At 70.8% G+C, this 15,347-nt stretch carries 17 protein-coding genes; 12 read left to right on the top strand and 5 right to left on the bottom strand.

Going from position 1 to position 15,347, the window contains the following annotated elements:
* Positions 1–22: 22 nt before the first annotated feature.
* Positions 23–595 (top strand): hypothetical protein, encoded by a 573-nt coding sequence (locus tag ACFSKW_RS06280; protein WP_379570102.1) that lies wholly within the window; start codon positions 23–25, stop codon positions 593–595.
* A gap of 51 nt (positions 596–646) precedes the next feature.
* Here ACFSKW_RS06280 and ACFSKW_RS06275 read toward each other — a convergent pair whose 3' ends face one another.
* Complete coding sequence (locus ACFSKW_RS06275) at positions 647–892, bottom strand: hypothetical protein (RefSeq protein WP_379570100.1); 246 nt, start codon at positions 890–892, stop codon at positions 647–649.
* Between the two features lie 35 nt (positions 893–927).
* On the bottom strand, positions 928–1,719 hold the full coding sequence (locus tag ACFSKW_RS06270) for an SDR family oxidoreductase (RefSeq protein ID WP_379570098.1): 792 nt from the start codon (positions 1,717–1,719) through the stop codon (positions 928–930).
* Positions 1,720–1,790: 71 nt separating this feature from the next.
* On the opposite strand from ACFSKW_RS06270, the gene ACFSKW_RS06265 reads away from it, so the two are divergent.
* The 8 genes from ACFSKW_RS06265 (at position 1,791) to ACFSKW_RS06230 (ending at position 10,884) form a co-directional block, all read left to right on the top strand.
* Entirely contained in the window at positions 1,791–2,408 is a 618-nt protein-coding gene (locus tag ACFSKW_RS06265) for a TetR/AcrR family transcriptional regulator (protein WP_379570096.1), read from the top strand.
* Between the two features lie 185 nt (positions 2,409–2,593).
* Positions 2,594–4,372 carry a PA14 domain-containing protein gene (locus ACFSKW_RS06260; RefSeq protein ID WP_379570094.1) on the top strand — a complete coding sequence of 593 codons (1,779 nt, stop codon included), beginning with the start codon at positions 2,594–2,596 and terminating at the stop codon, positions 4,370–4,372.
* 394 nt (positions 4,373–4,766) lie between these two features.
* A complete protein-coding gene (locus ACFSKW_RS06255; protein ID WP_379570092.1) occupies positions 4,767–5,813 on the top strand; it encodes a M23 family metallopeptidase in 1,047 nt (348 codons plus the stop codon).
* 70 nt (positions 5,814–5,883) lie between these two features.
* Positions 5,884–7,326: an N-acetylmuramoyl-L-alanine amidase gene (locus ACFSKW_RS06250; protein ID WP_379570090.1), complete on the top strand. Its 1,443-nt coding sequence runs from the start codon at positions 5,884–5,886 to the stop codon at positions 7,324–7,326.
* A gap of 117 nt (positions 7,327–7,443) precedes the next feature.
* The gene (locus tag ACFSKW_RS06245) at positions 7,444–8,421 is read left to right on the top strand and encodes an NAD-dependent epimerase/dehydratase family protein (protein ID WP_431899624.1); all 978 of its coding nucleotides are present in this window, start codon (positions 7,444–7,446) and stop codon (positions 8,419–8,421) included.
* A 62-nt stretch (positions 8,422–8,483) separates the two neighbouring features.
* Entirely contained in the window at positions 8,484–9,068 is a 585-nt protein-coding gene (locus tag ACFSKW_RS06240; RefSeq protein ID WP_379570086.1) for a TetR/AcrR family transcriptional regulator, read from the top strand.
* Positions 9,065–9,793 carry an alpha/beta fold hydrolase gene (locus tag ACFSKW_RS06235; RefSeq protein WP_379570084.1) on the top strand — a complete coding sequence of 243 codons (729 nt, stop codon included), beginning with the start codon at positions 9,065–9,067 and terminating at the stop codon, positions 9,791–9,793. The genes ACFSKW_RS06240 and ACFSKW_RS06235 overlap by 4 nt, the downstream gene beginning before the upstream one ends.
* A gap of 71 nt (positions 9,794–9,864) precedes the next feature.
* Entirely contained in the window at positions 9,865–10,884 is a 1,020-nt protein-coding gene (locus ACFSKW_RS06230) for a fatty acid desaturase family protein (RefSeq protein ID WP_379570082.1), read from the top strand.
* An 89-nt stretch (positions 10,885–10,973) separates the two neighbouring features.
* Here ACFSKW_RS06230 and ACFSKW_RS06225 read toward each other — a convergent pair whose 3' ends face one another.
* A complete protein-coding gene (locus tag ACFSKW_RS06225; protein WP_379570080.1) occupies positions 10,974–11,240 on the bottom strand; it encodes a DUF1876 domain-containing protein in 267 nt (88 codons plus the stop codon).
* A gap of 125 nt (positions 11,241–11,365) precedes the next feature.
* Between ACFSKW_RS06225 and ACFSKW_RS06220 the strand changes: the two genes are divergently transcribed.
* The gene (locus ACFSKW_RS06220) at positions 11,366–12,304 is read left to right on the top strand and encodes a TIGR03885 family FMN-dependent LLM class oxidoreductase (protein WP_379570078.1); all 939 of its coding nucleotides are present in this window, start codon (positions 11,366–11,368) and stop codon (positions 12,302–12,304) included.
* An 87-nt stretch (positions 12,305–12,391) separates the two neighbouring features.
* On the opposite strand, the gene ACFSKW_RS06215 is transcribed toward ACFSKW_RS06220, so the two are convergent.
* Positions 12,392–13,027 (bottom strand): TetR/AcrR family transcriptional regulator, encoded by a 636-nt coding sequence (locus ACFSKW_RS06215; protein ID WP_379570076.1) that lies wholly within the window; start codon positions 13,025–13,027, stop codon positions 12,392–12,394.
* 103 nt (positions 13,028–13,130) lie between these two features.
* Positions 13,131–14,054, bottom strand: a complete 924-nt coding sequence (locus ACFSKW_RS06210; RefSeq protein ID WP_379570074.1) for an NADP-dependent oxidoreductase — start codon at positions 14,052–14,054, stop codon at positions 13,131–13,133.
* Between the two features lie 73 nt (positions 14,055–14,127).
* Between ACFSKW_RS06210 and ACFSKW_RS06205 the strand changes: the two genes are divergently transcribed.
* Both ACFSKW_RS06205 and ACFSKW_RS06200 read left to right on the top strand, forming a co-directional pair.
* On the top strand, positions 14,128–14,526 hold the full coding sequence (locus tag ACFSKW_RS06205; protein WP_379570072.1) for a winged helix-turn-helix transcriptional regulator: 399 nt from the start codon (positions 14,128–14,130) through the stop codon (positions 14,524–14,526).
* A 20-nt stretch (positions 14,527–14,546) separates the two neighbouring features.
* Positions 14,547–15,236, top strand: a complete 690-nt coding sequence (locus tag ACFSKW_RS06200; RefSeq protein ID WP_379570070.1) for a VOC family protein — start codon at positions 14,547–14,549, stop codon at positions 15,234–15,236.
* Positions 15,237–15,347 lie beyond the last annotated feature (111 nt).

Raw genomic sequence — 15,347 nt, 5'->3', positions numbered from 1 at the left:
CTCCTCGGCCGGAGGTGGACCCATGGTGGAGACGGCGCTGCGCCGCCTGGGCATGGTCTGCGCGGCGGTCATCGCCGCGGCGTATCTCGCCTACGTCCTGGCCGTCCCGCTGGGACTGGTGCCCGAGGGCGACAGGCTCGGCGTCCCCGAGATCATCCTGGCGCTCGCCCTCCTCGCGGGCGTCTGGCTGTCGGCCTCCTCCTACTCGATCACGGACCTGTCCGTCGGGTCCGGCGGGGTCAGCGCCCGCCTGGCCAGGGCCGAGGCCAGGCAGAGCGCGCTGGAATCCGAGGTCGAGGCGCTGCGGGTGGCGCTGACCGGCGTGGTGACCAAGTACGAGTGGGACCACCTGAGCAAGCTGGCGGGGCAGGAGCCCGCCTGGGTCAGGTTCAGGCAGGACCGCAAACTGCAACTGGAGCTGGAGCGCCTGGACGCGATGGGGTTCATCGAACCGACGGACCTCAGGGGACTGAACGCGATCCCGCAGGACCACGCCGGCCGCGACGAGGAGTTCGACCTCAGGCGTTACGTGACGATCACCGGGGAGGGCAGGGAGTACCTCGCGCTGCGCCGGCGGCTGCACGGCGGCGGCTGAGCCGCCCGTCACTTGCGGCCCGTCGCTTGTCGCCCGCCGGCCTGAGCCGGGTCAGTCCCAGAGGGGCAGCACGGTTCCGGCGCCACGGCTCAGGGCCGCCGCGTAGAGGGCCCGGGCGGCGGCCACGTCCTGAACGGCGGTGCCGGTCGAGTCGAACACGATGATCTCGTCGGCGTCCAGGCGGCCCTTTCCCGTCCCACGCAACGCAGGCGGGGCGGCGAAGGCGTCCTGGACGAGATCGATGTAGTCGGTCGCGTCGAGCAGGCTCTCGACGTCGGTCCGCGTCAGGCTCAGCATGGGCGGTCCTTCCGATTCGGCCGGTCTGGGCCACCCTAACCAGCCTCGACGGTCGCCTCCCCGCGCAGGAGGGCCTCCGCGCCGCCGTCGATGTACAGCACCTGGCCGGTCATGAAGGAGTTGGCCTCGCTCACGGTCCACGCGAGGAGGGAGGCCACGGCGTCGACAGGGCCGGGGAAGCCGAGCGGTTGCGGCATCATGGCCTGGACGGCCTCGGCGGTCGCGGGGTCTTCGAAGACCATGGTCCGGGCGGCGGGGGTGTCGACCACGCCGGGCGCGACCGCGTTGAGCGGGATCCCCGCACCCGCCCAGCCGGGCCCAGGGGCCGTGCGGCGCAGCCAGATGTCGAGCGCCCGTTTGGTGGAGGGGTACACGATCCGTCCCTGGCCTGTGAGGACGGCCGCCTCCGCGGCGGCGGCCGCGGCGCTCTCGTCGTGGGCGAGGCAGGCCCGCACGATCGCCTCGTCCGCGGCGACGATCGCGCTCAGCGAGGAGACGACGGCGGCCCGCGGGCGCGCGGAGGCGGTGAGCAGCGGCCGGAGGCCTTCCAGGCAGGCGATCGTGCCGAAGTAGTTCAGCCGGACCGTGACGGGATCGGCCGCGCCGATGCCGGCCACGGCCACCAGTCCGTCGATCACCCCGTCGGCGGCCGCGGTGACCTCGGCGACGAGCCGATCCCGTCCTGAGGGCGTGGCCAGATCGGCCGCGACGTCCGCGTCGCGAAGGTCGCATCGGATCACTCTCGCGCCGGTCTTCGTCAGGAGGGTCGCGGTGGCCGCGCCGATCCCCGAGGCGGCTCCGGTGACCACATAGGTGCGCTTGTCCATGGCTCTATGGCTACATCATCTGCATTAGTGCAGTCAATGCATTGATTCATCTCATGTAGTAACGTTGCGGCATGGGGTTGAGGGAACGCAAGAAGCAGCGCACCCGCGAGGCGTTGATCGCGGCGGCGCTGGAACTGTTCGAGAGCGAGGGCTACGAGCGGACCACGGTCGCGCGGATCGCGGCCGACGCCGACGTGTCCACCAGGACCTTCTTCCTTCACTTCCCCACCAAGGAGGACCTGCTCCTGGCCGACACGGAGGAGCGGGTGGCGGCCGGCCTGCGGATCGTCGAGGACCGCCCGCCCGGCGAGCACGCCGCGGACCTCCTCCTGCGAGCGGTCGACGAGATGATCGCCCATGTCGGCGACACCGGGCTGGCCAGCGGCCTGGCCTACACGCGCGTGCGGCTCATCCTGTCGGTTCCCGAGGTGCGCGCGCGGATGCTTCAGCGGCTCGCCGACGCGCAGACGGCGATCGCCGACGCGCTGGGCAAGGCCTATCCCGGCACGCTCGACCCGGTCGCGGCGGCGGCGGTGGTCGGGGCGGTCGTGGGCGCCGTCACCGCGGCCGCCATCGTCACGGTACAGCGGGCCGACCCGCCCGAGCAGGTGGTCGCCGCCATGCGCAGGGCCGCCGAGATCGCGCTCAGTGACATCCGCCGCGCCTACCCCGAGGCGAGGCCGGCCTGAGCCCGCCCCTGCCGGGCAGCGCGAACGCGTGGTCAGCGGCCGATCACGGTGTGTTCGCGGGAGTGGCGAGGTAGTGGAAATGTCGCGGAGAGTAGTCGAACAGGAAATCCTTCACATGTAACTCCTTGGTCATCCGGCTATGTCATGATCCACGGGATCTTGTGGACTTTTCTGACAGGAGAAGGATGAGTGCACTGGCACGGCGTACGCTGCGCGCCGTTCTCGCGAGCGGTTTAGCCGCCGCCGCGGTGATCTGGCCGGCGGGCGCACCGGCGGGGGCGGCCGTGGCCGCCACCGTCTCGGTGGACTTCACCAAGCCGATCAGGACGATCTCTCCCGCCGACTTCGGTGTCTCGATCACGGGGTACGGCGAGGGCTCGTACATCACCAACGACAGCAAGCACCGCGACCACCTGCGCAAGCTCGGGGTCGGCCGGATGCGGATAGAGCTCCACTACCAGGAGCCGGGCAACCACGCCAGCCCCATCGTCTGCGGCGGCTACAAGTGCGCCACGGAGGTGACCGGCGACGCCTGGATCGCCGCCATCCGGGACCTGGGCGCCGAACCCGTCGTCATCCTCCAGGTGGACGGGCGGCAGACCGCGGAGGTCAACCGCGACGACGCCGTGGCCCTGTACCGGCACTTCGCCGCCACGGGCAGGCCGCTCCAGCGCTTCATCCTGGGCAACGAGCTCAACTGCGCCTGCACACCGGACAAGCCGGAGATGCCGGCCGCGGAGTACACCAGGCGCTTCACCATGATCGCTGATGCCCTGCACGCCGAGAATCCCGCGGTGAAGGTGGGCGGCCCCGCCACGGCGTGGAACGACCTCGACCACATCAGGGCTCTGCTCCAGGGTGCCGGCGACCGGGTCGACTTCCTCGACTACCACGACTACGGCAACGGCGACGAGCCCATCACCGACGAGAAGCTCCTCGGTGAGGTGATCCGCTCGTACGAGACCGACATCAAGCAGGTGAGCGCCCTGGCCGAGTCGATCCTCGGCCACCCGATCCCGCTGCAGATCGGCGAGTTCAACTCCGACTTCAAGGACGACGACGGGCACCGTACGCTGACGCACTTCAACACGGTGTGGGGAGCGGCGGCGCTCGGGCAGATGCTGCACGCGGGCGCCGGCGCCTTCCAGTACGGCGACAAGAACGGCCAGCTCGGCCTGACCAGCACGAAGGGCGAGGGCGGCATCCCGCGCAGCGACCCGCTGCCCATCTACCACGGCATCGGGATGTACACCGGCGAGGGGCTCTTCAGGCCTTTCGGCACGACGATCGTGCAGGCGGGCGCCACCAGCGACAAGCTGCACGTGTTCGCCTCCGACCACGCCAAGAACGTGGTCATGGTCAACGTCGGCACCGAGCCCGTCGAGGCGGCCCTCGCGCTCACCGGGGTGACCGCGGGCACCGCGGCGATCTGGCGGAGCACGTCGGACGCCTGGGTCCCGCACAAGGCCGGGACCGCGGCCATCGCGGCAGGAAAGTCCACCGTGACGCTGCCCCCGGGATCGGTGACCACCCTGGTGATCGACCAGCAGGGGCTGTCGGCGACCTACTTCGACAACCTCGACCTCACCGGACCCAAGGTGACCAGGATCGACGCCACCGTGAACTTCGACTGGGGCTCGGGCGGCCCTGATCCTGCCATCGCGCCCGACACCTTCAGCGCGCGCTGGACGGGCAGGGTCGTCGCCGACAGGGCGGAGACCTACACCTTCATCACCACCAGCGACGACGGCGTGCGGCTGTGGGTGGACGGCACGCTGCTCGTCGACAACTGGACCGACCACTCCAAGCGTGACGACACCGGACAGATCGCGCTGAGCGCGGGTGCGCACGACATCACGATGGAGTTCTACGACAAGGGCTACGACGCCATCGCCGAACTGCGCTGGTCGAGCCCGAGCATTCCGCGCCAGATCATCCCGGCGGACAAGCTGCTCGCGGGCTGACCGCCCGCCGTATCCGGGCCTTCGCGCCGCGCGCTCACGACCGGCGCGGAGGCCCGCTCCGGCATGCCCGAGGCCAGGGCACGGCGCCCAGACGAAAAATCTTGCGTCTCCGCAGGCAGGAGCGGGTCCGAATGCTCGTATTCGCCTCTTCGGTAAGCAAATTGGCCTGATATCTCCCCTTTTCTGGTGAGGGCGTGGCAAGCTGATCACCACTTCAGCTCAGGAGCCAACGCCACCCTGAACGGTGAGACATCCGTGACGGGCTCCTCCGCACGATGTGCGACGCGCATCGGCGGGTGAATGGCCGGAAATCCGCACCTCATGCGCGGTGCGACGGCCGACCTCTTCCATGCCGGCGGGGCCGCACGCCCACCGGCATCCAGAAAGGATCAACGTGAGACTCAAGCTGATGATCACTGCTGGATGTGTCCTGTTACCCGGCATCCTCGGGCTCACCGGCGCGACGGCCGCGGCCGCCGCGAACCCACCGGCCAGCCCCTCGCCGAGCCCCACCTCCACGCAGACCCCCACGCCCGCCCCGACCGCCACGCCCGACGAGAACAACGACCCGCCGAACGAGGTCAACGTGACCGAGCGGTCGGTGACCCTCATGGCGTCGACCAACTTCCAGCTCCCCTTCCCCTGCGGCCAGACCTGGACCGGCAAGAACGTCGGCAGCAGCGCGCACAGGGCCTACGAGATCGACTTCAACAGGGGCAGCACGCCCGACGCCGACCGCGGTGACACCGTCGTCGCCGCCGCGGCGGGCACCGTCGTCATCTCCTCCCACCAGGGGTCCCTCAACGGTTTCGGCAACCTGGTCAAGATCGACCACGGTGGCGGCTGGCAGACCTTCTACGCGCACCTGACCAACCGCTCCGTCAGCGCGGGCGCCCACGTCGCCCAGGGCCAGAAGATCGGCACGGTGGGCAACACCAGCAGGCCCGGCAACAACATCTCGCCGCACCTGCACTATGAGGTGCGCCAGGGCACCGGCTACCCCGGAAACATCCGCAAGGCCGTCTTCAACGGGTCCACCTTCAACTACCAGGCCGGCGTGCAGACCCTCACGTCGAAGAACAAGTGCGGCGGCGGAGGGGGCGGCGGCAGCACCAACCCGCACACCGCGCAGTCCGTCTGCGGCAGCGGCTACAAGGTCGTCGACTCGGCCGCCCTGGGCACCGCCGGCACCGTCTACCTGCTGTACAACTCGGGCAACGGCAGCAACTGCGTCGCCACGATCAAGAAGACCTCGCTGGGCCAGGCCACCGCCGTCAGCGCGTACCTCGAAGTGCAGGGCAAGGCCCGCGCCGCCGACACCGGCAACTTCGCCTACTTCGCCGGCCCCGTGCGCGGCAGCGCCCCCGGCAAGTGCGTCAAGTGGGGCGGCAAGGTCGGCTCGGCCGTCTACGACAGCCCCTTCGAGCACTGCGGCAGTTGACGCGCGAGCACCGGCTCCCCGCGCGGGAGCCGGCTTCGTCGATCGACCCCCCATCCTCCGAGGAGAACCTGTGAAGGCTCGACTCCGCCGTTCGGCTGCCCTGCTGACCGGCTCGCTCATCCCCCTTTCCCTCCTGATGGGACAGCCGGCGAACGCCGTCGCCGCCGATCCCATGACCGACGCGTTCGCCCGCGCGGCCACGACCTACGAGGTCCCGCGCGACCTGCTGGTCACCCTCGCCTACGCCGAGACCCACCTCGACGGGCACAAGGGCGAGCCCAGCGCGAGCGGCGGCTACGGCGTGATGCACCTGGTCAGCAACCCCACCGTCCACACGCTGGAGCGGGCGGCCACGCTGACGAACCAGCCCGCCTCCGCGCTGAAAGCCGACGACGCGGCCAACATCGCCGGCGGCGCGGCCGTCCTGCGCGCCTACGCCGACGAGCTCGGCCTGGACGCCACGGCACGCAAGGACGCGGCCAAGTGGTACCCGGCGGTGGCCAAGTACGGCAACGCCGCCTCGCCCGACGTGGCCAGGCTGTACGCCGACACCGTCTACGACCTGCTGGGCAAGGGTGTCGACGCCGACACGCCCGACGGCGAGACCGTCACCGTGCAGCCGCGCTCGGTCCAGCCCGACCGGGGCGCGTACGCCAAGGCCAAGGACCTGAACCGCAGCTTGGCCGCCGCGGCCGTCGACTACCCGTCGGCCCACTGGGTGCCCGCCCACAGCAGCAACTACGCGGTCTCCAACCGTCCCACCAGCGACGTGATCGACCGCATCGTCATCCACGTGGCCCAGGGCTCCTACGCCGGGACGATCTCCTGGTTCCAGACCGGTCCCAGGCCGAATCCCACGTCGGCGCACTACGTCGTCCGCTCCTCCGACGGCGACATCACGCAGATGGTCAGGGAGAAGGACAGGGCCTTCCACGCGGGCACCTACAACAGGCGCTCGGTGGGCATCGAGCACGAGGGCTACGTCAACAACGCCTCCTGGTTCACCGACTCGATGTACCGGGCCTCGGCGGCGCTGACCCGCAACATCGCCGACCGGTACGGCATCCCCAAGGACCGCACCCACATCGTCGGGCACAACCAGGTCCCCGAGTCCGACCACACCGACCCTGGCCCGAACTGGGACTGGACCAAGTACATGCAGTACGTCACCGGCGGAAGCGGCGGCGGCAACCCGCACACCGCCGAGTCGGTGTGCGGCAGCGGCTACAAGGTGATCGACTCGGCGGCCCTGGGCACGGCGGGCACGGTCTACCTGCTGTACAACTCGGGCAACGGCAACAACTGCGTCGCCACGATCAAGAAGACCTCGCTCGGCACGCCCACCGCCACCACCGCCTACCTGGAGGTGCAGGGCAAGGCACGCGTCACCGACAGCGGCAGCTTCGAGTACTACGCGGGCCCGGTGCGCGCCAGCGCGGCCGACAAGTGCGTCAAGTGGGGCGGCAAGGCGGGCTCGTCCGTCTACGACAGCCCCTTCGAGCACTGCGGATAGCTCCACCCGGGCGGTTCGGCGCTCGCCGTACCGCCCGGTCCTTACCGTCCGCTGACGTCTTTCGCCGGGTACTGCCCCGGAGAGAGGGATCGGCCTAGTCTCGGCGGCGTGAAGGTACTGCTCACCGGCTCGGCCGGGTTCATCGGAAGTCACGTCGCCGAGGCCTTGACCGAGGCCGGCCATGAGGTGGCCGGCCTCGACCTGCGGGCGGGCGCCGACGTCAGGGACGGTGCGGCCGTGGACAGGCTGATGCCCGGCGCGGAGGTCGTCGTGCATCAGGCGGCCAAGGTCGGGCTGGGCGTCGACGTGGCCGACCTGCCCGACTACGCCGCCGTCAACGTGTACGGAACCGCCGTCCTCCTGGCCGCGATGGCGAGGCACGGTGTCGGCAGGCTGGTGCTCGCCTCGTCGATGGTGGTGTACGGCGAGGGCGCCTACGACTGCGCCGAGCACGGCGCGGTCCGTCCGGCCGCCCGCGCGGAGGACGACCTGGTACGGGGCTTCTTCGAGCCGCGTTGCCCACGATGCGGAGCGGCGCTCACATCCGCGTCGATCGGGGAGGACGCGCCGATGGATCCGCGCAACGCCTACGCCACGACCAAGCTCGCCCAGGAGCACCTGGCCGCCAACTGGGCCAGGGAGACCGGCGGCGTGGCGGTGGCGCTGCGCTATCACAACGTGTACGGCCCGCGCATGCCGAGGGACACGCCGTACTCGGGAGTGGCGGCGATCTTCCGTTCCGCCCTGGAGGCGGGCAGGGCGCCGAGGGTCTTCGAGGACGGCGGGCAGCGCCGCGACTTCGTGCACGTACGCGACGTGGCGAGAGCGAACGTGGCCGCGCTCGACGCGGGCAGACCCGGCACGCTGGCCGCCTACAACGTCGCCAGCGGCGAGCCGCACACCGTGGGCGAGATGGCCGCGGCGCTGGCCGCCGAGCGGGGCGGGCCCGAGCCGGTCACGACGGGGGAGTACCGGCTCGGCGACGTGCGCCACATCGTGGCCTCGCCGTCCCTCGCGGGCAAGGAACTGGGGTTCACCGCCGCCATCGGGTTCGGGGAGGGCATGAGGGAGTTCGCCCGAGCACCGCTCGGCTGACCGCGGCCGGACGCGTAGGACTACTATGAACGAAAAACCATTTCGTTTATATGGAGATAGCCATGCCGGCCGCCTTCACCGAAGAGGAACGGGAGCGGATCACCGAGCGCCTGCTCGACACCGCCACGCGTCTGTTCGCCACGCAGGGACTGCGCAAGACCTCGCTGGAGGAGCTGACCGCTCCCGCCGGGATCGCGAAGACCTCGCTCTACGCCTTCTTCCCCTCCAAGGAGGACCTCTACTTCGAGGCCGCGCTCCGACAGAACGAGCAGGTCAGACGGCGTCTCATCGACGAGGCGCTGCTCGGCGGCGGTGACCCGCGCGACGCGCTGCGCCGCTTCCTGCGGGCCACCGTCGCCGAGCTGGACGCCAACCCGCTCTACCGCAGGCTCATGGCGCACCCCGAGGAGATGGCCGCCGTCGCCGCCAGGCTCACCCCCGAGCGCATGGCGGTGGCGGCCGGCGGTCCGATGGGCGGCCTGCTGGACTTCCTGCGCGACCACCTCGACGGCGACCCTGAAGTGCTGCTGGGCGTCCTCCGCGCGGTGCTGCTCACCCCGCTGCACGCCGACCACCTGGACAAGGAGCTCTACCCCGCGGTGATGGACCGGCTCATCGACGCCGTGACCGAAGGGCTGACCTCATGAGCGCGCCGCCGCTGGCCGTCCTGTTGTTCACTCCTCGGGGCGGTGAGATCACCGGGAGCGCCCGCTGGTCGGCCATGCGGATGCTGCGGCCGTTCGCCGCCCGCTTCGACGTGCGCCTGGTCAACCGGCCCGTGGGGCTGCCTGCCACGATCACGATGCCCGAGCTGGCGCAGGTGTACGCCGAGCGGTTCGCCGCCGCGTTCGAGGGCCCCGTGCCCGTGCTGGCCATCTCCACCGGCGGGTCCATCGCGCTGCAGCTCGCCGCCGACCACCCGGCGCTGGTCGACCGCCTGGTCCTCGGCGGTACGGCACGCACCCTCGGCCCCCTCGGCCGCCGGGCGCAGCGCGCCTACATGACACGTGCCCTGGACGGACGGCGTCCCAGCCCGGCGCTGGCCGACATCGTCACCACCTCGCCGCTGGGCAGGCTCCTGCTGCGGCCCCTGCTGTGGCTGTCGGACGGCGCGCGTGGTGACCGCACCGACGCGGTCGCCGTCCTGCACGCCGAAGACGGGTTCGACCTGGGCGCCGGACTGGGCGGGATCAGCGCCCCCACGCTGCTGATCCAGGGGGCGAAGGACCTGGTCTACCCGCTCGAGCTGGCCAGGGAGACCGTCGACGGCATTCCCCGTGCCCGGCTCGTGGTGTACGAGAACCGCGGTCACAACGCCACGTTCACCGACAGGCGCTTCGCCCGCGACGCCCTCGCCTTCCTCTGCCGGTAGTGCTGGCCCCCCTGCCCACGCGGGGGACAGCGGCATTCTCCGGGTGCGGGATCTTCTACAGACTCGCCCCTATGACCATTGACCAGACTGCCAGGCCCGCGACCGGCAGCGACTACGCCCGGCTCCTCCAGCGCGTGACGGCGGCGGGGCTGATGCGGCGGCGGCCCGGCTACTACGCGGCCAGGATGGTCGCGGTCAGCGGCCTGTACGCCGGCGGACTGGCCGCCTTCGTCGCGCTCGGAGACTCCTGGTGGCAGATCCTCGTGGCCGCCTTCTTCGCGATCGTGTTCGCCCAGGTGGCGCTGCTGGGGCACGACATCGCCCACCGCCAGGTCTTCCGCACCGAACGCCCGAGCCGGTTGGCCGGGTGGGTCGCCGGCAACCTCCTCGTGGGCATGGGATACGGCTGGTGGATGGACAAGCACACCAGGCACCACGCCAACCCCAACCACGAGGAGCTGGACCCCGACGTCTCTCCCGACATCCTGGTGTGGTCCACGGACCAGGCCAGGGTGAGCCGGGGGGTCGCCAGGTTCGTCGGCCGCCGCCAGGCGTTCCTGTTCTATCCGTTGCTGCTGCTCGAAGGCCTGAACCTGCACGTCTCCGGTTTCCGGGCGCTGTTCAGGCCGAACACGAAGCACCGGCTCGTCGAGGGCGCCCTGCTCATGCTGCACGTCTTCGGCTACCTCGGCGCGCTGTTCCTGGTGCTCTCTCCGCTCAAGGCGCTGCTCTTCTTCGCCGTGCACCAGGGGCTCTGGGGCGTCTACATGGGATCGGTGTTCGCTCCAGGCCACAAGGGCATGCCCACGCTGAAGCCGGGGGAGAAGCTGGACTACCTGCGCAGGCAGGTGCTGACCACCCGCGGCGTGCGCGGCGGCCGGTTCGTCGACGTGGCGATGGGCGGCCTGAACTACCAGATCGAGCACCACCTGTTCCCGAACATGCCGACGCCGCACCTGCGCCTGGCCCAGGCGATCGTCCGGCGGCACTGCGCCGAGATCGACGTGCCGTACTACGAGACGGGGCTGATCGAGTCGTACAGGGAGATGCTCAGGCACCTGCACGCGGTCGGCGCGCCCATCCGGGCCTGAGCCTCACCGCCCGGACCTGTCGCCGGGGCAGGCCGACAAGGCGGGCGGCCAGGTGGTGGGGCCCGCCTCGAGGCTGCGCCGGGCGAACGTCAGACGGCTCGGGCAGGGCCCGAGAGTTCGGCGATGTCCTCGGCGCCGTCGCCGAGGAGTTTGTCGGCCAGGTCCATCAGCGCGCGCCCCGCCGCCAGCTCGTCGCCGATCTCGGGGACGGGCCGGTCGTCGGGGTTGCGGCGGGCGTAGCCGACGCTCTCGTGCCGTCGGTTGTCGGGCGCGTACAGCACGGCCGTGGCCGAGGTGCGCTTGTCCTCGTCGTCCTCGCTGATGAGGATCTTGACGGTCCACTCCTTGGTATTCATGACGCCTCCCATGTCACGAACGTGAGGATGCGGCCATCTACCCAGCATCCCCCTTGAAGGGCGACGAGCGCGAGGCCAACGGCCCATGAGGTTCGCCGCGAACGTGATCGGGTAGCAGGGGCTCCATGCCTACCTACGGATTCCACGCCTCGCACGAGCAGGTCTCGCCCAGGGCGCTCCTCGACGCGGTCGCGGCCGCGGAGGAGGCCGGCTTCGGTGCGGCAATGTCGTCGGACCACTTCTCGCCGTGGAGCGCCCGGCAGGGTGAGTCGGGGTTCGCCTGGTCCTGGCTCGGCGCCGCGCTCGAGCGCACGTCGTTGCCGTTCGGCGTGGTCAACGCCCCAGGTCAGCGCTACCACCCGGCGATCATCGCACAGGCCGTCGCCACTCTCGCCGCCATGTATCCAGGCAGGTTCTGGGCGGCGCTCGGGAGCGGCGAGGCGTCCAACGAGCACATCACCGGTGAGCGGTGGCCGCGCAAGCAGGTGCGCAACGCGCGGCTGCGCGAGTGCGTGGATGTGATCAGGGCGCTGCTGGCGGGGGAGGAGGTCACTCATGACGGGCTCGTCACGGTGGACAGGGCCAGGCTGTGGACGCTGCCCGCCGACCCGCCCGCACTCGTCGGCGCGGCGGTGAGCGAGCCGACCGCGCGCTGGTGCGCCGAATGGGCGGACGGGCTGATCACGGTGGGCGGGCCCCAGGCGGCGGGTGTGGCACGGGCCTACAGGGAGGCGGGCGGGCGCGGCCCGCTGCGAGTACAGGTTCATCTGAGCTGGGCTCCCACCGAGCAGGAGGCGCTGTCGCTGGCCCACGACCAGTGGCGCTCGAACGTCTTCCCGCCGCCGGTCTGCTGGGACCTGGACAGCGTGGAGCTGTTCGACATCGTCTCCGAGGACGTCCCGCCCGAGAAGGTGGCCGAGGTCGTGCACGTCTCTGCCGACGTGGGCCGCCACGCGGAACTCCTGCACTCGTACGGCGAGCAGGGGTTCGACGAGATCTACCTGCACCACGTCGGCCAGGAGCAGCGCCCGTTCGTCGAGGCCTTCGCCGAGATCCTCAAGTGACGCCGAGATCCTCAAGTGACGCCGAGATCCTCAAGTGACGCCGAGATCCTCAACGGGCAGAGGGATCCTCAACGGACGGCGGGATCCTCAGCGGGCCGGGGGAGGGGACCCCGGCAGGCCGAGAGTGCGGTGGATCATCTGGTGCATGTGAGCGCGGAAGCGCCGCATCGCGCGCGGGTCGTCGGCGCCCCGCCGCCGCCCGGCCGCGTCGAACACCCCGCTGAGAACGAATCCGTGCACGCACCAGACAAGCGTGTTGATCGTGTAGTGCACGTCGGCGTCCTCCGCCTCCGTGGCGGGGATGATGTTCTCGATGGCGAACTCGGCCAGCGGCTGCACGTACTCCGCCTCGAGGTTGCCTGCGTCGCTGGCGTCGGCCAGCCACCGGTGCATCCAGAGAGCGGGCACCTCGGGATGCTCGGCGGCGAAGTCGATGTAGGCGTCGATGAACCGGTGCACCGCGGCCACCTTCTCCGCGGGCGGGGCGGCCTGCAGGGCCTTGACCCGTTCTTCCACGACGGCCGCGTGTGAGGCGTGGGCGCGTTCCATGACCGCGAGGTAGAGATCCCGCTTGGCGCCGAACTGCGAGCTCACGGCCTTCGTGCTCAGTCCCGCCGCCTCCGCGATCTGGACGATCTCGGTCGCGTCGTAGCCGAGCGCGGCGAAGAGCCTGGTCGCGGCCTGGAGAATGCGCTCCCGCTCACCACCTCTTCCTGACGTCATACACGTGACATTAGGATCTGGCATCTGCGCGGCCAATCACGTGATCGATAAATACCGGTCAAATAGCTCCCGTACCTGGTCATGCTCGGACGAATGCGGTCATTTAGATGGTGATGCCGAGCTTGCCCAGCGTCCCGCCGGTGAAGTCGGCGATGGCGCGCCCGCTCTCCTCCAGGGGGTAGACCCTGGCGACGGGGACGCGGAGGCGGCCCGCGACCACGTCGGCGGCGAGCCTGCCGAGCGTCGCCCTGTCCGGGGCGGCCATGACCGTGCTCGCCGTGATGCCGAGCTCGGTCGTGTCGGGGACGTGGTGCATGGTGGAGACGAACCGGCCACCTGGGGCGAGCAGTCCCGCGACCGCGTCGCCGTCCCCTGCGAGATGCAGCGCGGCGGCCACGCCGTCAGGCGCGAGGTCGCGCACCCGCGTGGCCAGGTCGGCGGGGTCGACGGCGTGGCGGGCACCGAGCGCTGTCACGAACGCGGTCTGCTCGCCGGGGGCGGCGGTGGCGATGACGGTGGCGCCGCGGGCGGCGGCCAACTGGATCGCGAACGCGCCGACGCCGCCGGTCGCGCCCGAGATGAGCGCCGTCTCCCCCGCGAGCGGAGCCACCGCGTCGACCGCGTTGAGCGCCGCGGTGCCCGCCAGCCCGAGCGCCCCCGCCCGGGCGTGGTCGAGCCCGTCGGGGATGGGCGCGATGCCGTGGTCCGCGGTCACCGCCACGTACTCGGCGAAGCCGCCCTGCCCGAGCGTGGGTCGCAGGACGACGCCGAACACCTCGTCGCCGACGGCCAGTCCTGTCACTCCTTCGCCCGTCGCCGCCACCCTGCCGGCGAAGTCCTTGCCGATCACCACGGGGAACTCGTACTCGTACACCCCCTTGAGGTAGCCGCCCAGTGCGGCCAGGTCGAACCCGTTGACGGAGGAGGCCGTGACCTGAACGAGCACCTCGCCGGCCGCGGGCTGGGGCACGGGCAGCTCGACGCTCGTGGGGGTGGCGCCGAAGTCGTGGAACGCTACCGCTCTCATATCCGATCCATCCTTACCTTCTGTGCGTTGGTTACTTCTTGTGCGTGCCTTGAGTCTGTTGCACAATGCCGGGATGACGGAAGACGGCACATTGCCCAGCCCTACGCACATCGATGTGCGCGACCTGCCCGCGACCTGCGAGCTGCGCGACGTCCTCGACAGGGTCGGCGACAAGTGGAGCGTGCTGGTCATGGCGCTGCTCGGCACCGGGCCCCGGCGCTACTCCGAGCTACGGCGGGCCGTCGAGGGGATCTCCCAGCGGATGCTGACCCTGACGCTGAGAAGCCTGGAGCGAGACGGGCTGGTGGCCAGGACCGTGACGCCGACGTCCCCACCGAGGGTGGACTACGAGCTGACGCCCGCGGGCGCGACGCTGTCGGTCGAGGTCAGCTCGCTCATCAGGTGGGCCGAGGAGCACCGCGAGTACGTGGCGAAGTCCCGGCTCACCTACGACGAGGTCGCCGGCGCCTGAGCCGCTGGGATCATGTCGGCATGACACTGAGACTGAGCAGGCGGGAGATCTCGGACGCGATCGGCGGCTCGGGCTGGCGCTTCGTGCTGGGAGCCGCGCGCACGTCGGTGCCCGTGAGGTCGCTGGCGCAGGCGGCCGAGGTCGCGGCCCGCGCTGCGGCCATGGCGGGCGGTGACGGCGACGGAAGCCTGTGGATGGACGTGCGCGCGGATCGGGTGGTCCTCACGCTCCAGTCCCTCGCCACGGGCTGGGTGACGCCGCTGGAGGTCGAGCTCGCCCGCCGGATCTCCGCGGCCGTGAGCGAGCTGGGGCTGCGCGCCGACGCCGAGATCGGCGACCAGGGCCCGCGGTCGGTGCAGATCGTCGAGATCGCGATCGACGCCCTCGACATCGCCGGGATCCGCCCGTTCTGGAAGGCCGTGATGGGCTACACCGACGAGGCGGGCGCGTCAGGGCCCGAGGATCCCCTCGTCGACCCCGTCGGACAGGGACCCGCGATCTGGTTCCAGCAGATGGACGCGCCTCGGCCGCAGCGCAACAGGATCCACTTCGACATTTCGGTCCCGCACGACGAGGCCCCACTCCGCATCAAGGCCGCGCTGGCGGCCGGCGGCGTGCTGCTGTCCGACACAGCGGCGCCCGCCTTCTGGGTCCTGGCCGACGCTGAGGGCAACGAGGCCTGCGTGACGACCTGGCAGGGGAGGGACTGACCTGGGCGCTCGCGCCGTCCGGAAGCGGTGGCGCGCCCTGGCTGGCGGGCGCCGCCTCATTCCGGACATAATCCCCGGGTGGAAGGTCGGGGAGCTGCGTGGACGCGCGTC

It is taken from the genome of Nonomuraea mangrovi (genome assembly GCF_042681425.1).
GTDB lineage: Bacteria > Actinomycetota > Actinomycetes > Streptosporangiales > Streptosporangiaceae > Nonomuraea > Nonomuraea mangrovi.
The sequence above is the reverse complement of the archived record's forward strand: the minus strand, read 5'-3'. Positions and strand labels throughout refer to the sequence as shown.